We start from the raw sequence: 19,173 nt of genomic DNA on the forward strand, positions 1-19,173 counted from the left end.
TTAACGTGCTATTCTAAAACTATATTATTAATATTTAACTCTTAGGTTTTAGGCCCCATGAGCAATATTCTAACACTCCCCGAAATAACCCAGCGCAAGCAAGTTGCCAAAAGTCGCTTATTTGCAATTGAACAAATAGATCTCACCTTTAGTAATGGCGAAAAACGAGAATATGAACGTATGCAAGGGTATGGTCGTGGCGCCGTATTGATTGTACCTATGCTTGATAATGAAACATTATTATTAGTACGTGAATATTGTGCGGGCACCCATAGTTATGAACTTGGTTTTCCAAAAGGTCTTATCGATGAAGGCGAAATTCCCGAGCAGGCTGCTAATCGTGAATTAAAAGAAGAAGTCGGTTATGGAGCAAAGAAACTCACACATGTTCATCGAGTCGCAACAGCTCCCGCTTTTTTTGCAGCATCAATGGAAATATTTCTCGCTGAAAATTTATATGTTGAAAAATTACCGGGTGATGAGCCAGAAGAATTAGAGGTCGTTGTTTGGAAAATTGCTGACTACCAAGCTTTGCTGGCGCAACCTGATTTTAATGAAGCAAGAAGCATTGCCGCTTTAATGCTAGTAAAAGATTTAGTGAATAAAACCTCAAAATAAAAATTAAGTGAATGTTAATGAATAATGAAACGTTACTCGCCATCGCGATAGAAAGTGCGAAAAAAGCAGGTGTTGAAGTCGCTAAACATTATAAAACTGGCGATTATACGGCAGAAGTGAAAGACGATAACAGTCCTGTAACCAGTGCCGATTTTGCGGCTAATGATGTATTGATGCAAGAGCTTTCACGCTTAGCTCCGGGCATTCCTATTATTTCTGAAGAAGTGGGGGTGTTGCCGCTTTGCGAGCGAAAAGATTGGTCACGTTATTGGTTACTTGACCCCATTGATGGCACCGGTGAGTTTATTATGGGCAGCGGAGACTTCGCGGTGAATGTTGCTCTGGTGGAAAATGGGTGGCCGAGTATTGGTGTTATTCATGCGCCTGATCATCAATTAACCTATTATGGACAAAATAAACTGGGTGCTTTTAAAGAGAATAACCTTGGCAGTAAGCAAATTCATGTCGCGAAATATGATGGTAAGCGAAAAATTAAAGTCGCGATTAGTCGCCGCCAAGAACTTAGTCTTATGGGGCAATACCTTAATAATAAAGACTTTACCTTTGAATATGTATCAATGGGAAGTTGTTCACTTAAAAACTGTTTAATTGCTGAAGGGGGGGCCGATTGCTATTTACGTATTGGCCCAACGGGCGAGTGGGATGCTGGTGCAAGTCATTGTATTATTGAACAAGCCGGTGGTTCAATAATTGATAGTGAGTTTTTACCGTTAACTTATAACCAACGAGAAGGATTGATGAATCCTGATTTTATGACCTTAGGCGCGAGTAATATCCCTTGGCAACAAATTGTTAAACCTCACCGAGCAAAACGCTCTTAAATTTTATATTTTTTAAAGGACCCATTATGCGTGTTTTATCTATTTTTATATTAAGTCTTTCTTTATTAATTGCCTCTCCAGCTTACAGTGCTTGGCAACTTGATTCAAAAAACTCATCTTTAACCTTTGTTTCCATTAAAAAAGGCACTATTGCCGAAAATCACCACTTTAAAACATTTTCTGGTCTTATCAACGATAGTGGCTTAGTAAATATCAGCATTGACTTAAGCAGTGTTGATACCAATATTGCTATACGAGATGCGCGAATGGCTGAGTTTCTATTCGAAACAGAAAGTTTTGCACAAGCGAGCTTTAGTGCTCAGCTTAATACCTCTGATATTGACGCTCTCGCTGTTGGTTCAAGCGAACAAATTTCACTTAAAGGGAGTCTTAATTTACACGGCCAAGAGCAAGAACTTATGTTGAAGGTAATGGTGGCGAAGCTATCAGAAAAAAATATGATAGTAACAACTTTACAGCCTATTATTATTAAAGCAGAAGACTTTGCCTTAGTGTCAGGCATAAATAAGTTAAAGTCATTAGCAAGTTTACCAAGCATTGCTTATGCCGTACCGGTGAGTTTTGTGTTAACTTTTAGCCAATAGTCATGAGAAACGAACACAAGTGAGTGTTCGTTTCTGTTTACATATTACTGCGCTGATTCTTGCTCATTCTCTTGTTGGTCAAACTGGTCAAACTGGTCAATGGGCAAAATATTTACCGTATCATGAAGTTCTGAATAAACTAAGAATGCACTACCATTAGCCAACTGTGCTTTTACGTCGGCCACTTTTGCTGATAACGGCACATCGGCCTCACCGTACTCGGTTCCTTCTCGCAAAACAAATTCTCTAATAATACCGGTTAATGTATCTGGTTCTAGGTCTTTATAAGGGATAATCATAAGTAACTCTCTAAAAAATTTGGAACACGATGTTCTAGCCAAAACTTAGGTCTTAGAGGGTTATTACCATTGATAAACCCAACGTGACCGCCATTTTTACTAACCTCAAAACATATGTTGCTTGGAATACTGTTAATATCACGCGTATTTTCATCACATAAAAAGGGGTCATCATTTGAATGAATAATCAAACAGGGCTGTTTGATTTTATCCAAAATAAAACGCCCACTGGCTTGATGATAATAATCTTCAGCGCTCTCAAACCCGTTAATAGGTGCTGTAACCTGTTGATCAAATTGCCAAATGGTTTTAATTTCATCTAGTTTCTGTGACAGTTTTTGTGATAACGGAGCCGAAAGGAGATCACGCGCCATTTTATCTTTAATACTGTTTTTAAGCATGCCAACTAAGTATTTTTGGTAGATTCGCGAAAAGCCTTGGTTGATCCGCTTACTGCAGCTGGCTAAATGCAATGGTGCACAAATTATTGCCGCCGCTTGATAAGGGTTATCAGGTTCTTTTGCTAAATAACGCGCTAATACATTTCCACCGAGAGAAAAACCAATAATCGTCATCGGCAACTGTGGGTATTTTTGCTTTAAAAATTGTGTCAAATAGCTAATGTCATCCGTATCACCACTGTGATATGAACGGGCTTTTCTATTAACTCGTCCACTACAACCTCTAAAATGCATAAGCACGCCTAGCCATTTCTTCTCTTTTATAGCCGACAACATACCTTTGGCATAGTGGCTATTAACCGAGCCTTCTAAGCCATGTAGAACGACAACCAAAGGACGAGTTTCATCTTGTGTAGGTTTATCAGTCCATGCTAAATCAATAAAATCTCCATCAGGTAATTCTAACGTTTCATTGCAAGTTTCTAGATGTTTTTTAGATCTTAAAAATTTGGCAAGAATAGTTTGGCAATGAGCATTGTGCAGCCACCAAGCGGGAATGAATTGACTTTGAGTAAACATTTTAAAGTAATAGAGGTCTGTGGTGATTTTTGAATAATATGATTGTAAGTGAATTGAAAATAAATAGATATTGTCAGCCAAAAATAAAGCTCACCTTGTTAAGCCTGATCATAAAATGTTCATGCTAGACTCTTTGATTAATGAGTATACCTTTGCGAGACTCTTCATCCTTTTTATTAATCACGGCAGCTTGTAAAATAACATTTATGCGTTCTTTCTCAGAAGTTACTGACGCGTAATCAGTATCTTCAACACGAGAGCGCGATTCGTTCACGTTAACGCGTGTGGTTTCATAAGTAGAAACTTGGCTACCCAAAGCATTACTTTGTGCACCGAGTGCGCTTGCTGATTCATTAACACGGGAAAATGCATCTTCTAGTGCTGCTTGGTTTGTCGTTGGATCACTGACATCTAAGCCTGAAATAAAACTAGGATCACCGAGTACTTCTCCAGCTACAGCATTTATTTGTTCGGTTAATTGGTCTAGCTCGTTTTGGATAGCGCTTGGATCGCTAAGCGGGCTTCCCGATTGAATAGATAAAACATTGGCTCTTTGTAAACTTTCATTAATAGCCGATAGTCCGCTTTCTTGAACGTTATTAGTATTGATTTGATCTTGGGCATTAGCACTTTTTTGTTGATAACCATTGATTTGAGCGGTTAAACGATTTGATATCTGTAAGCCAGCGGCGTCATCAGCCGCACTGTTTACGCTTTTTCCTGAAGATAGCTTTTCATCTGTTTCTTCACGCTCTTTAGTTTTACGTTCAATATAGCTGAGTGAAGAGGATGGTTGATTAATGGATAAATTCATAGGCACACCCAATATTTCACATTAATTGTGTGAGCAATACATCACAATTAATTCAGATAAGTGTACTTAGTATAGTCAATATCACCCTTTTGAACGATTTTTGTACATAAAATATTATGAATAAGTGGCTTTAGAAAATAGCTAATGCTAATCAGTTATTTTCATTAATATTTTTAAGAAAATAGTAGATGTAAAATGCACCAATACCTAAAAGAATTGCTAAACCACCAAAAGAATAAAGCACAACAGGATCATTAATAATCATATCGAAAAAGTTCATAACAGACTCCATAAAAATAAATGAGTTACAACAAAAATGGCTATAACTTAATGTCATAGCCATTTTAAATCGGTACTCACTTTATGGTTGTGATATAGATCAAAGATTCTTTAATTTGACGGTTGTACCTTTAAAGTTTTATAAAAGGATATGCAATTTTATTTCTTAGCTTTCAATTCTTCTTGTTCAATAAATTGTTGATAGAGTCTGTTGGCTTTTTCTCTTGCTTCACTTATTTGTACACTACTGAGTTTTAATTCGTCCATATCTCTACTTTTTTCTGCATCTTTATAACCATTGCTTGCCGCAATAATATTCCATACATAAGACATTTCTACGCTTTTTTCTACGCCTAATCCTTCAAAATGCATAAGCGCCAAGTTAAATTGTGCTAAAGCGTAATTTTGCTTTGCTGCCGTTGTATACCAACGGGCCGCCTGCTTATAGTCTTTATAAGTACCTAAACCGTTAAAATACATCACACCTAGATTAAATTGCGCGCCAACTAAGTCTTTTATCGCTGCTCTTTCCATAAGTGTAAAAGCTTTTTTTAAATCTTTTTTAACAACCACACCTTCAGAATACATAAGTGACAAGTTAAATAGGGCCTCAGAGTAGCCTTGTGCAGCAGAAAGAGACAGCAACTCGAATGCTCTGTTAGGATCTTTTTTCACCCCATAGCCATTTAAATAAATCATAGCCATTTGGTATTGTGCAGGAGAGTACTTTTGGGCAACCAGCGGCTCAAACTCTTCAATAGCGGCTTTAAAAGCGCCACGGTTTAATTCATAAATACCTTTATCAAGATCACCTTGAAAGGCAAAGCTTGAAAAACTGCTAAGCAATGCTAGATAAAAAAGGGCGAATGCTGTTTTTTTCATAAGGTTCTCATTATTTTAAGGGTATTGATATTAAGTGTAGCAAGTAATATAAAATTTATAATTAAATTTTATATTGAAACTTGTAACATAACTTCTTCAATTTGTTCTTCTAATTCAAGCCAATACATTTCATTTTCTTCAATGTTTGCTTTGAGACTCGCTTGTTGCTTAATGAGTGTCGCTAAGCGTGATTTATGCTCACTTTGATATATATCACTTTCGGCTAATATCGCTTCCACCTCAGCTAATTCGGTATGCAATAGCTGTACTTTTTTCTCGTACTTATCTGCTTGCTTACGCAACGGTGATGCTTTTTTGCGTAATTCAGCCTGTTCTTTTCGTAATTGTTTCTTATCAACAATTTCAGCAGATTTTGCTGGCTTGGTATTTTTGAGTGTTTGCTTTTTATCGTCGTTTAACCATTGTTGATAATCGTCAATATCTCCTAAAAACTCATTAACTTGCCCATTAGCCACCAAGAAAAATTCGTCAACACATGATTCTAATAAAAAGCGATCATGGGCGATCAAAATAATAGCCCCTTCGAAATCTTGTAAAGCGAAGACCAAGGCTTGACGCATTTCTAAATCAAGATGGTTAGTGGGTTCATCGAGTAATAATAATTGTGGTTTCTCATTAACAATTAATGCCAATACCAAGCGTGCTTTTTCTCCACCAGACATGGTTTCTACCGGTGATAATGCTTGGTCGCCAGTAAAACCAAAACTGCCTAAAAAACTCCGAGCTTGTAACTCTGTGGTTTCAGGTCTCGCACGGACAATATGTTCAATAGCACTGCTTGGCATATGTAATTGTTCAAGTTGATGCTGAGAAAAGTAACCTATGGTTAAATCTTGAGCACAATAGCGTTCGCCATTAATTAACGCTATATCACCAGCTAACGACTTTATCAGTGTCGATTTACCTGCGCCATTTCTCCCTAGAAGACCTATTCGACTTCCGGGCACAAGTGTTAAACCGACATCTCGTAAAATAATGGCTTCTTGGCTATAGCCACAGGTCGTTTCTTTTAAGGCCAATAACGGATACGGCAGTGTCTCGGGTGTTTTGAAACTAAAGGTAAATTGACTGTCGATATGTGCTGGCGCTAAGTCGGGTAATTTTTGTAGACGTTTTAAACGACTTTGTGCTTGTTTGGCTTTACTGGCTTTTGCTCTAAAACGATCAACAAATGAGGTTAAATGGGCAACTTCTTTTTGCTGCTTCTGAAATTGTGCATCTTGTTGGGCTAAATGTTCAGCGCGTTGGCGTTCAAAGGCGGTATAATTTCCAGAATATAACTTTGCCTCTTGGTGCTCAATATGCAAAATTTGTCCGATTACATCGTCAAGAAAATCACGGTCATGTGAAATCAGCACTAAAGTACCTGTGAAGCGTTTTAGCCAACGTTGTAACCAAATTACCGCATCTAAATCTAGATGGTTGGTGGGCTCATCGAGTAATAAAAGATCTGCTCGGCTAATAAGAGCCTGAGCTAAGTTAAGGCGCATTCGCCACCCACCCGAAAAATCTTTTACGGCATTACCGAGTTGTTCTTGTAAAAAACCTAAACCATGTAACAATTCACTGGCACGTGCAGGCAAACTATAGCCATTAATGGCATCAATATGGTTAATAATGAGGGCTTCTTGGTTACCGTCATCATTTAACCGTGCTTGTTCAAGTTTTTGTTCTAACTGACGAAACTCTTTATCACCGTCCATAACATAATCTAAAGCTGATTGTTCAAGCGCAGGCGTTTCTTGTTTTACCGTAGCGACATCCCAGCCCGAAGGCATGCTTACATCACCTCTGTCTGGTTGTAAATCACCTAATAGCGCAGCAAATAAAGACGATTTTCCACAGCCATTAGCGCCAACTAAGCCAACTTTGTGGTTAGGATGAATAGTAAAGCTTGATGCCTTTATAAGGTTTTTAGCGCCTCTATCTAAGCTTAAGTCGGTGGCTATGATCATGGTTTATAATTACTCATTTTAATTCAGAGCGCTATTGTCCTTTTCCTATCGATAAGATTCAAGGTAAAATAATGTAACTGGATTATATTTGGATTGAAAAACATGAAAAAAAGATTTATTGCTGGCGCTATTTGCCCAAAATGTAATGCCATGGATACGATGGGCTTAACCAAAGAAAACAACATTGAAAAAGTCACCTGCGTGAGCTGTGGACACCAGATGTCACAACCAGAAGAACATGTCGTGAAACAAATTCGTCCAAAAGAGCAAGTGTTTGGTATTTTTAAACAAGAGTAATGTGGGTGTTTTGACAACCTGAAATTATTCAGGATGTCATTTATACTAGCAGAAGTAGAACGACTACATTAATAATGAGGTGGTGGTGGCTCTACTTCTTGCGATTGGCTTTGGCCTGGAGCATTATCTTGCACTCGTCTAGCGATTAATTTTAGCTGAGATCTCAGCTCTGAAAGTTCTAATTGATGGATAGCAAGCTCATTGTTTAATTGCTCAATAATATCGTCTTGAAAAGCATTACGAGATTGAAGCGCTTCCACACTTTCTCGTAATTCGATAATGTCTCTGGGGGTTTCTATTGTCATGATTTTGGGTTACCTAGCGCTACTTTCTTTGCCAAAGTTCAGCGTATCCAGATGAACTTTCAGTGATGATTTGGTTCTTTTCTTTAAAGGCGACACTATACACTACCGCACCCGCAGCACGAATACTTTCTTTTGGCGTTACTCGCCAGCTGTCTAGTCTTTCACCCGTCGCGATACTCCAAAGGTTAACCTTTCGAGTAGGAGCTCCGGTTAATAATTTAGTGCCATCGTCAGAAAAACGTACAGAGCTGAAAACTTCCTGGCGATTAAAGTACTGTAATTGGCTGATACGTTTACCTGTTTTTAAATCCCAAATGTTCGATGACTTTTGACTGTCTGCGGTAAAAGCGAAGCGACCTTTGGGATCAAGAGCCACCATAGTGACCCTACTTGGGTGGTTAAACCGATAAATAACCTGACCACTTTGTGTGTCCCATATATAAGCAACGTAATCATTACCGCCTGAAATAGCGATACGGCCATTGGGAAGCATGTCAATCGCATTAATTTTTTCTGTGTGACCTAAAAACTCTAAACGACGACCGTTACTCATCGTAATGTGAACAACGGTCCCGTTGCTTTTACCAAGGAGAATAAAATCACCATCATTAGACAAAGCAATATCACGAATTGTTGATTCGCGTACTTTCCAATAACCCTCAGATTCTCCTGTAGTTATATTCCACAAAGAAAAAGCTTCTCGGTTTGCAGTGAGCGCATGACTATTGTTGTTTGAAATGTCGGCTAACAGCACTAAGTTATCACTACTGTTTTGCTGTTGTGACCAGCGGTATTTTAGTGCATTTTTTTCTATGTCCCATAAACTTAAACCATGATGAATAGAAGAAACAACACTGTATTTAGCATCATTAGAAAGATTAGCCGCGTAGGAGCCTTCTGTAGCATGCTGCCAGCGTTGTATAGGTTTGTCGCCAGCAGGCTGACAAGCGCTATTAAGTAAGGAAAATAGACAGACGAAAAGCAGTGTTAGCTTGTTATTACACTTGTTCACAATATTAATACTTTTTTCTTAGTTAATTTATCGTTAGTATAAGCCGCATTGTCTAACAATACATAATATTTAATCAATAGCTTAGGGGACTTCCTCCACCTGAGTACTAGGTTATGTTAACGGAGAAAAAATGAAATTATTTAAGCCAACTATGTTAGCTATTGCACTTGTGTCAGTGTTTGGCTGTCAAGAAAGTGTAGAACAAACAGCACCAGCGCCTGTTTTAGAAACTGAAATACAAAAGCAATCTTACAGTTTAGGTGCTTCAATTGGCATGTACATGCAAAAGAACCTTGATCAACATGAAAAACTAGGTGTTCCACTTGACCAAGCATTAATTACCCGCGGATTTACCGATAGTCTTGCTGGCAAGTCAATTATTGAAAAAGAAGAGATTCAAGCGTTATTAATGAGCCTTGATGAACAAATGAAAGCAAAACAAGCAGAAATAGCAACAGCTGAATCTGCTGCAGCAATTGCACAAGGCACAAAATTCTTAGAAGAAAATGCTAAAAAAGACGGCGTAAAAATCACTGAATCAGGCATTCAATATGTTGTTGTTACTGAAAGTGAAGGTGAAAAACCTAGCGCCGCTGATACGGTAACTGTTCACTACACTGGCACTTTCATCGATGGTGAAAAGTTTGACAGTTCATACGATCGCGGCAAGCCGGCAGTACTCCCATTAAACCGTGTTATTAAAGGTTGGACGGAAGGTGTACAGTTAATGTCAGTTGGCTCAAAGTATCTTTTTACTATTCCCTCTGATTTAGCCTACGGACCAGCCGGTAACCCACAAAATGGGATGCCAGGTAATTCAGTATTACAGTTCGAAATTGAATTATTAGATATTAAAAAGGCAGCTGAACCAGAAGAAGCGATTAAATAGTCAGTAATAACGTTTCTATTAAAAAGCCAATTGTGTAAACAATTGGCTTTTATATGTTCAGGATGAACGGTATAACGCGTTGCCATGGATGGGAAGGAGCGTATATGTTCAGGATGGTCATTCTCCGACATTCAAAGATATAATCTTATATTGCCAGTTGCTCGCCAACATACTCAGCGATAGCTAAGCTCGACGTTAACCCCGGCGAATCAATACCAAATAAATTAACTAATCCCTTTAAACCATGTTCTTCTTCGCTTTGAATAATAAAATCTTTAAAACCATCAGAGGGACCTTGCAGTTTAGGGCGAATACCAGAATAAGCCGGTTGCAAGCGTGACTCATCTAAAGTTGGGTAGTAGCGTTTAATAGCGCTAACAAATTTTGCTTTTAAATGAGCCGATACTTGGTAGTCAATATTATCGATATACTCGGTGTCTGGGCCAAACTTCAATTGTCCGCCAATATCTAATGAGGCATGAATACCTAGACCATATGCTTGAGGTACCGGATAAATCAGTTGCGTAAAAGGGCTTTTCCCTTGGTAGGAAAAATAGTGCCCTCGACAATAATAAAGTTTTGGAATATGTGTTTTTGCTAAAGCATTGATATTTTCGGCCACTTTGGTGCTGTGTAATCCCCCAGCATTAATCAAATAATGACAATGTAACTGCATGATCTCACCTTGGCTATTTAAGGTAACAATAAATCCATCACGACTTTTTTCTGCGTTAATAAACTGGGTTTGTCCAACAAACTGGCCTTTATTGTGTTCAATGTCTGCCAGTAATGCTTGCATATAGCAATGAACATCAATAATACCTGTTGAGGGTGAAAGTAAAGCTGCAGTGGCATGCAACTCTGGATTAGACACTTTAAGCTCACTTTCCGTTAGCCAAGTAAGATCATTAACACCATTAAGTGCGGCTTGCTTTAACGTGTTTTTTAAGGATATTTCTTCGGCGCGGCCATGCGCAACGAGAAGTTTTCCTAAGCGTTGATGGGGAGTATTGCGGTCTTTACAATATTGGTAAAGTTTTTCTTTGCCTTTTACGCAGAGTTTGGCTTTTAAACTGTGCTGAGGATAATAAATACCGGCATGAATAACTTCACTATTGCGGCTACTGGTTTCTTCACCAAAATGGGGGTTTTTATCAATAATAAGGACATTATTAACATCTTTACTCAATTTAGCGCCAATGGCTAACCCGACAACCCCTGCACCAATAATTATCGCCTCTACTTTTTCCATAACTTCATCTATCACGTTAGCTTATTAAGAGTGTGGTCGTCTCTTATATAAAGATCAAGAAAAAGAATAGCTTAAAAGTATGATCAGATATTATTGTTAGTTTTAAAGTTTTTTTATTCCATTTTGGAATAAAAAAGCCTTTTCTATTCTTTTTATTATCGGCAAAGCCAGTCTATTATTATTTTATTAAATTTAAATGGGCGAATTGACCTTATGTTGCCAAACCAACAGAACTTACAGAAAACTATGCTAGATGCAGATCAACTTTCATCATTACAACACACTATTGGCAGTTACTCTGCGTTACAACTTGCGTGGGCAAGTGGTTATTTAGCGGCTAAATCTGAAGGTGCATCCGCAGGCGTTAGCCCATCAGCTGTTGCAGCCCCGGCGGCAACGCTAACGATTTTATTTGGTTCGCAAACAGGAAATGCTAAAGGTGTTGCTAAAGCGTTAGCCGCACAAGCACATGCGCAAGGTATGGTCGTTGATTTAAAAAGCATGAGCGACTTTAAGCCTAAGAGTATTAAGAATCTTACACACTTATTAATTGTTGCGAGTACAAATGGCGAAGGTGAAGCACCTGATGACGCCATTGCATTACATGAATTCTTAGCGTCAAAGAAAGCCCCTAAGCTCGACAACTTATACTATAGTGTTTTAGCTTTGGGCGACACCAGCTATGAGTTCTTCTGTCAAACAGGTAAAGATTTTGACGAATACTTAAGTAAGTTGGGTGCCAAGCAAATATCGCCACGCGTAGATTGCGATGTTGATTATGACGCAGATGCAAAAGCATGGTCAGACAGTGTCGTTAATAAAGCGAAAGCATTGTTTGGTAGCGAAGTAGACACCAACAATGTCGTTGCTATGCCAACAGCAGGTGCAATGAGTGAATATACTAAACAAGCACCTTATGCTGCTGAATTAAGTTTAAGTCAGAAAATTACCGGCCGTGATTCAGCGAAAGATGTTCGCCATATCGAAATTGATTTAGCTGATTCAGGTATAACTTATCAAGCAGGCGATGCTTTAGGTGTTTGGTTTGAAAATGACGAAAGCTTAGTGGCAGAACTTATTTCAGTATTGAATTTGTCAGCGGATGAAAACATTGTAGTGGCGGGCGAAAGTTTATCGTTAGCCGAAGCGTTAACATCAAAACTAGAAATTACCCAAACAGCGGTTAACTTTATTAGTTTTTGGGCTGATAAATCAAAAGATAAAAAATTACTTACCATAAGCGAAGATAAAAATGCTGCTCGTGAGTATGCAGGTAACCATCAAATTGTTGATGTAGTCAAAGCGGCTCCGGCTGAAGTTACCGCGCAAGATTTTGCCGATGCACTGAGAAAAATCACCCCGCGTTTATATTCTATTGCTTCTAGTCAAGCGGAAGTAGAAGAAGAAGTTCATTTAACCGTAGGCTTAGTTGAATACAATGAAAATGATCATTTAAGAACCGGGGGGGCTTCAAGCTTCTTAGGTAAACGTCTTGAAGAAGGCGGTACGGTGAAAGTTTTCATTGAACACAACGACAATTTTCGTTTACCTGAAAATGGCGATACTCCGGTAATAATGATTGGCCCAGGGACAGGTATTGCGCCTTTTAGAGCGTTTATGCAAGAACGTGAAGCGACGACAGCAAGTGGTGATAATTGGTTGTTTTTTGGTGACCAAACATTCACACAAGACTTTTTATACCAAACCGAATGGCAAGGTTATTTAAAATCAGGTTTGTTAACAAATATTGATTTAGCTTTCTCTCGTGACCAAGCAACAAAAATATATGTGCAAGATCGTTTACGTGCAAAAGCCAGCGAAGTTTTTGCTTGGTTAGAGCGTGGCGCACATTTATATATTTGTGGTGACATGAGCCGTATGGCAAAAGATGTTGAACTTGCTTTAGTCGATATTATTGCTGAGCATGGCAAATTAAGCACTGAACAAGCACAAGACTATTTAAAAGAATTACGCAACGCGAAGCGTTTCCAGAAGGATGTTTACTAATGACGACAACAAATAAAGATATCGTACTAACAGGTCCAGGCCCATTAATTGTTGAAGGTAAGCAAGCTGATAATGAACGTTTAAAAGCAGACAGTAATTTTTTACGTGGCACAATCGTTGATGACTTAAAAGATCAGACAACAGGTGGCTTTACTGCCGACAATTATCATATTATTAGAACTCATGGTATGTATCAGCAAGATGACCGTGATATTCGTGGTGAACGCACTAAGCAAAAGTTAGAACCATTACATAACGTTATGTTACGTGCTCGTATGCCTGGCGGTATTATCAAGCCAGAGCAGTGGTTAGCTATTGATAAATTTGCTCAAGAAAGTACCTCTTATGGCAGTATTCGTTTAACGACACGTCAAACGTTTCAGTTTCATGGCGTATTAAAGCCAAATATTAAATTAATGCATCAAACATTAAACAGTATTGGTATCGATTCAATTGCTACTGCTGGCGATGTTAACCGTAATGTTTTATGTACTTCTAATCCTATTGAGTCAGAACTTCATCAAGAAGCGTATGAATGGGCAATAAAGATTAGTGAGCATTTACTACCAAAAACTCGTGCTTATGCCGAAATTTGGTTAGATGGTGAAAAGCTTGAAGGCCCTGAAGGTAAAGAAACTGAAGAACCTATTTTAGGCAGTAACTACTTACCACGTAAATTCAAAACAACGGTCGTTATTCCGCCACAAAATGATATTGACGTTCATGCCAATGACTTAAATTTTATCGCGATTGCTAAAAACGGTAAGTTAGTCGGTTTCAACGTACTTGTTGGCGGTGGTTTAGCAATGACCCATGGCGACAAGTCAACGTATCCTCGCAAAGCAGACGACTTTGGTTATGTGCCTTTAGCTCATACCTTAGCTGTTGCGACCGCTGTTGTTACAACACAACGCGATTGGGGTAACCGAGTAAACCGTAAAAATGCCAAAACTAAATATACGCTTGACCGAGTCGGTGTAGAGACCTTTAAATCAGAAGTTGAACAACGCGCGGGTATTACGTTTGAAACCTCACGTCCTTACGAGTTCACAGAACGTGGCGATCGTATCGGTTGGGTTGAAGGTTTTGATGGGAGACATCACTTAGCATTATTTATTGAAAATGGTCGTCTACTTGATAAACCAGGCAAACCACTTAAGTCAGGTGTTGCTGAAATCGCGAAAATTCACAAAGGTGATTTTCGTATGACAGCCAATCAGAACTTAATTGTGGCAGGTGTGGCAAGCGAAGATAAAGCAAAAATTGAAGCGATTGCTCGTGAATATGGTTTGATGAATGACGCTGTTTCAAAGCAACGTAAAGACTCTATGGCTTGTGTATCATTTCCAACCTGTCCATTAGCGATGGCAGAAGCCGAGCGATATTTACCCGGCTTTGTCACTGATGTTGAGGGAATTTTAGCCAAACACAATATGAGTGATGAAAGTATTATTTTACGGGTTACGGGTTGTCCAAATGGCTGTGGCCGTGCAATGTTGGCCGAAATTGGCTTAGTCGGTAAAGGTCCGGGTAAATACAATATGCATTTAGGTGGAAACTTAGCCGGAACGCGTGTACCGAAAATGTATAAAGAAAACTTAAGCGAACAAGATATTCTTGATGAAATGGATGCGCTAGTGGGGCGTTGGTCTACAGAACGCACGAATAACGAAGCGTTTGGCGACTTTACTATCCGCACCGGTATTATCGCAGAAGTGAAAAACAGCAAGCGAGATTTTCATGACTAAAATTATAAGCAGCAGTACGAATGTTACAGAGATAAAGGCGCCGATTAATAACCGTTTCCCCGCTTCTCTACCTAAGCCATGGTTGAATCAATGGAATGAGTTGTTAGAAAAGCAAACGGCCACCGAGCGGGTTGAGTGGTCGATGGAAAATTTACCGTCGCAGTTTGTTTTGTCATCAAGTTTTGGTATTCAATCGGCGGTTATGTTGCATATGTTGACGCAAGTTGACGCGAATATCCCAGTACTTATTACTGATACAGGCCACTTATTCCCTGAAACCTATCAGTTCATTGAAAAGCTTACAGAACGTTTGAACTTGAACTTACAAGTGTATAGCGCAGCTGAAAGTGCGGCATGGCAACAAGCAAAATATGGCGAAGAATGGGCGAAAGATGAGACAGCTTTAAAAGCCTATAATCGCCGTAATAAAGTTGAACCCCTCGAGCGTGGTTTAGATGAACTGCATGCCGCAACATGGTTTTCTGGTGTTAGGCGTCAGCAATCAGAGCATCGCCAAGGTTTACCTGTTGTTAGCATTTTACGTGGTCGTTTTAAAGTTCATCCAATTATTGATTGGAGTAACAAAGATGTACATGAGTATCTAACCAAGCATAATTTGCCTTATCATCCATTATGGGACAAAGGTTATGTATCCGTTGGCGATACGCACAGTACACGACCGTTAACGTTAGGTATGACTGAAAGTGATACCCGTTTTTCTGGCATGGCGAGAGAATGTGGCCTACATACTGACGGTGACGGTATTTAAATTAAGTCTTACTAAAGATTTAATCTTAAGGACAAACATCTTAGATGCTTGTCCTTTTTTATGTTAAATACTTTTCAGGTCAGATTCAATTGGCCTATATAGATGTAGGCACTGATTTTTATGGAACAAAAAATTGTCTTTCAATATGAGTACTTTTGGGTGCTCGTACCCGATAACATTAACCTTCAACAACCGAAAAACTCTCATTTATTGCACTTTTCAAATGCTGTAAATAAGCATCATCGACATTATCGCTGATCAGACGTGCCAGCTCGCTACCAACAGGGGTGAATTTATAAAATTTCAGTACACAGGAAGACTTTTTTGCCACCAGTGTTAATGGCCTACCGTTAAAGTTAAAAGTAAACACTTCTGACTTATCCATGGGGGTAGACTCTGTTTCTTGTATAAAAACGAGGTGATTATCAGCCAAAATGAGTAAGTCAGCGTAGCTCAATGAAAACTGACTAAAGGGTATGTTTTGCTCTCTATTTTTACTAAAAAAGTTGAACAAGCTTGGTGTCTGATAGGCTCCTGAGATAATACGAATATTTCTTTTCGCTGGCTCTGTCACTGCCAAACTGCAAGCCTTTGCTAACAATTTAGCCTCGGTAATACTCATCGCACGAAAAATTTTAAGCGTTTTAGTTGAGAACGAACCGGGTTGTGATATTTCACCAGCGAGGATTTTGGCCCACAAGTTTTGCATTGTCGTATTACTAACATCTTCAGCGAGTTCAGTGAAGGTACTAAACCAATCCGCGTCTGCTTTATTTGCGAACTCTGTCGCAGAACAGTAATTGATTGACCTTTTAATGATTGCTTCAAGATTCTCTTGCTTTCGTAATGCGGAAACTCGTGCTCTTTTTTGAGTTCTTTCTTCCAAGGGCATTTGTTTTTCTAGTGAAGCTAACCCGCCATCAAGTACGAAGTTCTTAGCTAATGCTAAAAGCTGCATTTGCGAGGAAACCCCTGTGTTTTTTTTATTGCCACCATTTTTACTGCTAGATGTTGTTGTTTTTATGACTTCGTTGTTAATAGGCTCGTCAGTAATAACAAGGGGTACAGTTGAGGGTTCGTTTATGTCTTTCATAAAAAATTACCGTAACTAATATATTATTTTTATTACTATTTTTTCTAAGCATACGCTGGAAAATTAAAATCAGCAATCTTCTCTTTATTAATCTAAACTTAACGTAAAATAAGGAAGCAATTGAAATTATGAATATAATTGTAATTCTAGGTTGAATATTATTTAACTGACTCTTATTATGTAGTTTATTGGGAATATAGTTCATAATAAATTTGATGTTAAAAAAAACCTTAATCAGTTATGTTTTACTGGTTAATTGAGGGCGATATGCAGGCTTCTGAAAATAATAATGACGACTTTTTATTTATTGATGATAGTGATGAAGATGAGATTCTGAATGACGGTAGTGCTGAAACGTGGAAAGTATTGATTGTTGATGATGATCCCGAAATTCACTCTGTTACTCAGTTAGCACTCTCCGATTTAGTCGTCCTAGGTAAAAACATAGAGTATATCCACGCTTATTCTGGACGCGATGCATGTCTGCTTATTGAAGAGCACGAGGATATCGTTTTGGTATTACTCGACGTTGTGATGGAAACTGATGATGCTGGCTTGAATGTTGTTAAACATATTCGCGAAACGCTTTGCCGCCAAGATATACGTATCGTTCTCAGAACAGGTCAGCCAGGTTACGCACCCGAAGAAAGTGTCATCAAAGATTATGATATCAACGACTATAAAACTAAAACAGAATTAACTCGCCGTAAATTAGTCACAACAGTGTATGCCGCTATTCGTTCATACCAACAAATTCACTCGGTAAACCAAAATCGCCTTGGTTTAGAAAAAATTATTAGTGCGACTGCAGACTTGCTTGAACTCCATAGTATTCATGAATATGCTGAAGGTGTGTTGGCACAATTAACCAAGTTGAGTGAAAGTCAGTGCAGTGCTTTTTGTGCTCGAGGGCAAGGTATAATAGAAGGCTCTGACGATTTAAGCTTACATGTTTTAGGTCAAATGGGTCATAGTACCGAATTAATAAATCAAAAAATATCTTGCTTCGATAGCAACGCATTACAAGACCGCATTAGCCGTTGTTTTACCCAAAAGCAACATGGTTATAGTCATGATCATGCAGCATTGTATTTAGCGAGTGGTGGATACCGTGCTGTTATTTATCTTGAGCTTGAGCAAGAATTAACAGAAATTCAAATACAATTAATTGAAGTTTTTTTAGCCAATGTAGCGATCGGCTATGAAAATGTTCATTTATTTCAAAAGTTGCGAAATGCCGCATATCGTGACTGGCTCACTGAATTACCCAATCGTTTAGAATTTGTTAATTTACTTGACCGCTTTATTCAATCAGAAGAGACAGACCTTGTTGCTGCCTTAATTGATATTAATCACTTTAGTGATATCAATGATGGTTTGGGACAAGATTTAGGCAATAAACTTCTCCTTGCTGTAACAGAAAGAATGAAAGAGTTAGGCAACAGTTGTCAAATTGCTCGTATGGGTGCTGACGTGTTTGGTGTTATTGGCCCTGCTGATAGCGTAAACCCTGATAGGTTAATGTCATTATTTTATCGTTCATTTACCGCGGGTGAACAGCGTTTACCGGTTACGGCATGTTTTGGCTTATGTTCAAAAAATAGTGCAGGTGAACAAGGGGTAAAAGTGCTTAATCAAATAAACATCGCATTGAATTTAGCTAAAAAAAGCGACAATGTGAATTTTGTTTATTATAAAAAAGAAATGGAAGATGAAACCCTATGGCGTTTAGGCATGATCAGGCAATTACGTACTGATTTTGCTGATAATCGTTTGGAACTTTGGTATCAACCTCAACTGAGTTTAATAACACGCAAGGTTATTGGCGCTGAAGCATTACTGCGCTGGCGCACTGCTGAAGGTAAATTTATTTCACCTGCCGTGTTTATTCCTCTTGCAGAATACTCAGGTTTAATCGTTGAGATTGGTGACTGGGTTATTAACCAAGCATGTAAACAAATTAAAGTATTAGAGCAGCAGAAATTTGACCATGTAGGTATTTCAGTGAATGTTTCTATTCCTCAATTTAAACGTGATAACTTTGTTGATAGTATTATTCAAGCAACGATTAGACATGATGTTAAACCGAGTAAGCTTGAATTAGAAATAACCGAAAATATTTTAATGGACGAGCCTCAAGTTGTTATTGACGCATTAGTTAAATTAAAAGCAGAAGGTATTAGTATCGCTCTTGATGATTTTGGTACAGGGTACTCTTCAATGAGTTACTTACAAAAACTACCACTTGATCGTTTAAAAGTGGATCGATCCTTTATTACTGATATTGCACTGCCAGGACAATCATTAATTGCTGACACCATTATAAACTTAGGCAAGCAAATGAACTTAAAAGTTATTGCTGAAGGTATTGAAGAAGAAGCACAACAAGCGCATTTAATTGCTCAAGGGTGTGACGAAGTACAAGGTTTCTTTTACGCTAAACCCATGCCTGCTGATGAATTTTTAACGTTTTTACGTAATAATAATTAACGTTAATTAATCTTTT

The 19,173-nt window shown here is 38.5% G+C and carries 19 protein-coding genes; 9 read left to right on the forward strand and 10 right to left on the reverse strand.

Features of this window, described 5'->3' with window-relative positions; translation table 11 throughout:
• Window positions 1-57 precede the first annotated feature (57 nt).
• The 3 genes from nudE to H4J39_RS09340 are packed head-to-tail and all read left to right on the forward strand — an operon-like array spanning window position 58 to window position 2,065.
• A complete protein-coding gene (gene nudE, locus H4J39_RS09330) occupies window positions 58-618 on the forward strand; it encodes an ADP compounds hydrolase NudE (protein WP_182227657.1) in 561 nt (186 codons plus the stop codon).
• A gap of 17 nt (window positions 619-635) precedes the next feature.
• Window positions 636-1,460: a 3'(2'),5'-bisphosphate nucleotidase CysQ gene (cysQ, locus tag H4J39_RS09335; RefSeq protein WP_182227659.1), complete on the forward strand. Its 825-nt coding sequence runs from the start codon at window positions 636-638 to the stop codon at window positions 1,458-1,460.
• 26 nt (window positions 1,461-1,486) lie between these two features.
• Window positions 1,487-2,065 carry a YceI family protein gene (locus tag H4J39_RS09340; protein ID WP_182227661.1) on the forward strand — a complete coding sequence of 193 codons (579 nt, stop codon included), beginning with the start codon at window positions 1,487-1,489 and terminating at the stop codon, window positions 2,063-2,065.
• A 44-nt stretch (window positions 2,066-2,109) separates the two neighbouring features.
• Here H4J39_RS09340 and H4J39_RS09345 read toward each other — a convergent pair whose 3' ends face one another.
• From H4J39_RS09345 to H4J39_RS09370, 6 genes are all read right to left on the reverse strand, one after another.
• The gene (locus H4J39_RS09345; RefSeq protein WP_182227663.1) at window positions 2,110-2,364 is read right to left on the reverse strand and encodes a YheU family protein; all 255 of its coding nucleotides are present in this window, start codon (window positions 2,362-2,364) and stop codon (window positions 2,110-2,112) included.
• Complete coding sequence (locus H4J39_RS09350; protein WP_182227665.1) at window positions 2,361-3,425, reverse strand: hydrolase; 1,065 nt, start codon at window positions 3,423-3,425, stop codon at window positions 2,361-2,363. Before H4J39_RS09350 ends, H4J39_RS09345 begins: the two co-directional genes overlap by 4 nt.
• 43 nt (window positions 3,426-3,468) lie before the next feature.
• Window positions 3,469-4,158, reverse strand: coding sequence for a flagellin (locus H4J39_RS09355; RefSeq protein ID WP_182227667.1), 690 nt, complete (start codon window positions 4,156-4,158; stop codon window positions 3,469-3,471).
• Window positions 4,159-4,309: 151 nt separating this feature from the next.
• The gene (locus H4J39_RS09360) at window positions 4,310-4,438 is read right to left on the reverse strand and encodes a DUF3149 domain-containing protein (protein ID WP_146798777.1); all 129 of its coding nucleotides are present in this window, start codon (window positions 4,436-4,438) and stop codon (window positions 4,310-4,312) included.
• Window positions 4,439-4,596: 158 nt separating this feature from the next.
• The gene (locus H4J39_RS09365) at window positions 4,597-5,319 is read right to left on the reverse strand and encodes a tetratricopeptide repeat protein (protein WP_182227669.1); all 723 of its coding nucleotides are present in this window, start codon (window positions 5,317-5,319) and stop codon (window positions 4,597-4,599) included.
• A 68-nt stretch (window positions 5,320-5,387) separates the two neighbouring features.
• Entirely contained in the window at window positions 5,388-7,295 is a 1,908-nt protein-coding gene (locus H4J39_RS09370; protein ID WP_182227671.1) for an ATP-binding cassette domain-containing protein, read from the reverse strand.
• 102 nt (window positions 7,296-7,397) lie between these two features.
• On the opposite strand from H4J39_RS09370, the gene H4J39_RS09375 reads away from it, so the two are divergent.
• A complete protein-coding gene (locus H4J39_RS09375; protein WP_182177470.1) occupies window positions 7,398-7,592 on the forward strand; it encodes a YheV family putative zinc ribbon protein in 195 nt (64 codons plus the stop codon).
• Between the two features lie 68 nt (window positions 7,593-7,660).
• Here the strand turns inward: H4J39_RS09375 and H4J39_RS09380 are convergent, their stop codons facing one another.
• Both H4J39_RS09380 and H4J39_RS09385 read right to left on the reverse strand, forming a co-directional pair.
• Window positions 7,661-7,897 (reverse strand): SlyX family protein, encoded by a 237-nt coding sequence (locus H4J39_RS09380; protein WP_182177468.1) that lies wholly within the window; start codon window positions 7,895-7,897, stop codon window positions 7,661-7,663.
• Between the two features lie 19 nt (window positions 7,898-7,916).
• Window positions 7,917-8,909: a hypothetical protein gene (locus H4J39_RS09385; protein WP_310649736.1), complete on the reverse strand. Its 993-nt coding sequence runs from the start codon at window positions 8,907-8,909 to the stop codon at window positions 7,917-7,919.
• Window positions 8,910-9,039: 130 nt separating this feature from the next.
• Here H4J39_RS09385 and H4J39_RS09390 point away from each other — a divergent pair, with 130 nt between their 5' ends.
• Entirely contained in the window at window positions 9,040-9,798 is a 759-nt protein-coding gene (locus tag H4J39_RS09390; RefSeq protein ID WP_182227673.1) for an FKBP-type peptidyl-prolyl cis-trans isomerase, read from the forward strand.
• Between the two features lie 145 nt (window positions 9,799-9,943).
• Here H4J39_RS09390 and H4J39_RS09395 read toward each other — a convergent pair whose 3' ends face one another.
• Window positions 9,944-11,050, reverse strand: a complete 1,107-nt coding sequence (locus H4J39_RS09395) for an NAD(P)/FAD-dependent oxidoreductase (protein ID WP_182227675.1) — start codon at window positions 11,048-11,050, stop codon at window positions 9,944-9,946.
• 213 nt (window positions 11,051-11,263) lie between these two features.
• Here H4J39_RS09395 and H4J39_RS09400 point away from each other — a divergent pair, with 213 nt between their 5' ends.
• The 3 genes from H4J39_RS09400 to H4J39_RS09410 are packed head-to-tail and all read left to right on the forward strand — an operon-like array spanning window position 11,264 to window position 15,574.
• On the forward strand, window positions 11,264-13,057 hold the full coding sequence (locus tag H4J39_RS09400) for an assimilatory sulfite reductase (NADPH) flavoprotein subunit (RefSeq protein WP_182227677.1): 1,794 nt from the start codon (window positions 11,264-11,266) through the stop codon (window positions 13,055-13,057).
• Window positions 13,057-14,805: an assimilatory sulfite reductase (NADPH) hemoprotein subunit gene (cysI, locus tag H4J39_RS09405; RefSeq protein ID WP_220462171.1), complete on the forward strand. Its 1,749-nt coding sequence runs from the start codon at window positions 13,057-13,059 to the stop codon at window positions 14,803-14,805. Before H4J39_RS09400 ends, cysI begins: the two co-directional genes overlap by 1 nt.
• Window positions 14,798-15,574 carry a phosphoadenylyl-sulfate reductase gene (locus H4J39_RS09410; RefSeq protein WP_182227679.1) on the forward strand — a complete coding sequence of 259 codons (777 nt, stop codon included), beginning with the start codon at window positions 14,798-14,800 and terminating at the stop codon, window positions 15,572-15,574. The genes cysI and H4J39_RS09410 overlap by 8 nt, the downstream gene beginning before the upstream one ends.
• A 178-nt stretch (window positions 15,575-15,752) precedes the next feature.
• Here H4J39_RS09410 and H4J39_RS09415 read toward each other — a convergent pair whose 3' ends face one another.
• Window positions 15,753-16,667, reverse strand: a complete 915-nt coding sequence (locus H4J39_RS09415; protein ID WP_182227681.1) for a TIGR03899 family protein — start codon at window positions 16,665-16,667, stop codon at window positions 15,753-15,755.
• 267 nt (window positions 16,668-16,934) lie between these two features.
• On the opposite strand from H4J39_RS09415, the gene H4J39_RS09420 reads away from it, so the two are divergent.
• Window positions 16,935-19,157 carry an EAL domain-containing protein gene (locus H4J39_RS09420; protein WP_182227683.1) on the forward strand — a complete coding sequence of 741 codons (2,223 nt, stop codon included), beginning with the start codon at window positions 16,935-16,937 and terminating at the stop codon, window positions 19,155-19,157.
• Window positions 19,158-19,173: the final 16 nt, after the last annotated feature.

It is taken from the genome of Colwellia sp. Bg11-12, assembly GCF_014076955.1.
GTDB lineage: Bacteria > Pseudomonadota > Gammaproteobacteria > Enterobacterales > Alteromonadaceae > Colwellia_A.

Coding starts and splice junctions, on each gene's coding strand:
- H4J39_RS09415 (WP_182227681.1), bottom strand. CDS start 16,667: ATGAAAGACATAAACGAACCCTCAACTGTACCCCTTGTTATTACTGAC.
- H4J39_RS09345 (WP_182227663.1), bottom strand. CDS start 2,364: ATGATTATCCCTTATAAAGACCTAGAACCAGATACATTAACCGGTATT.
- H4J39_RS09375 (WP_182177470.1), top strand. CDS start 7,398: ATGAAAAAAAGATTTATTGCTGGCGCTATTTGCCCAAAATGTAATGCC.
- H4J39_RS09400 (WP_182227677.1), top strand. CDS start 11,264: ATGTTGCCAAACCAACAGAACTTACAGAAAACTATGCTAGATGCAGAT.
- H4J39_RS09410 (WP_182227679.1), top strand. CDS start 14,798: ATGACTAAAATTATAAGCAGCAGTACGAATGTTACAGAGATAAAGGCG.
- H4J39_RS09390 (WP_182227673.1), top strand. CDS start 9,040: ATGAAATTATTTAAGCCAACTATGTTAGCTATTGCACTTGTGTCAGTG.
- H4J39_RS09360 (WP_146798777.1), bottom strand. CDS start 4,438: ATGAACTTTTTCGATATGATTATTAATGATCCTGTTGTGCTTTATTCT.
- H4J39_RS09420 (WP_182227683.1), top strand. CDS start 16,935: ATGCAGGCTTCTGAAAATAATAATGACGACTTTTTATTTATTGATGAT.
- H4J39_RS09370 (WP_182227671.1), bottom strand. CDS start 7,295: ATGATCATAGCCACCGACTTAAGCTTAGATAGAGGCGCTAAAAACCTT.
- H4J39_RS09365 (WP_182227669.1), bottom strand. CDS start 5,319: ATGAAAAAAACAGCATTCGCCCTTTTTTATCTAGCATTGCTTAGCAGT.
- H4J39_RS09340 (WP_182227661.1), top strand. CDS start 1,487: ATGCGTGTTTTATCTATTTTTATATTAAGTCTTTCTTTATTAATTGCC.
- nudE (WP_182227657.1), top strand. CDS start 58: ATGAGCAATATTCTAACACTCCCCGAAATAACCCAGCGCAAGCAAGTT.
- H4J39_RS09395 (WP_182227675.1), bottom strand. CDS start 11,050: ATGGAAAAAGTAGAGGCGATAATTATTGGTGCAGGGGTTGTCGGGTTA.
- H4J39_RS09355 (WP_182227667.1), bottom strand. CDS start 4,158: ATGAATTTATCCATTAATCAACCATCCTCTTCACTCAGCTATATTGAA.
- cysI (WP_220462171.1), top strand. CDS start 13,057: ATGACGACAACAAATAAAGATATCGTACTAACAGGTCCAGGCCCATTA.
- cysQ (WP_182227659.1), top strand. CDS start 636: ATGAATAATGAAACGTTACTCGCCATCGCGATAGAAAGTGCGAAAAAA.
- H4J39_RS09380 (WP_182177468.1), bottom strand. CDS start 7,897: ATGACAATAGAAACCCCCAGAGACATTATCGAATTACGAGAAAGTGTG.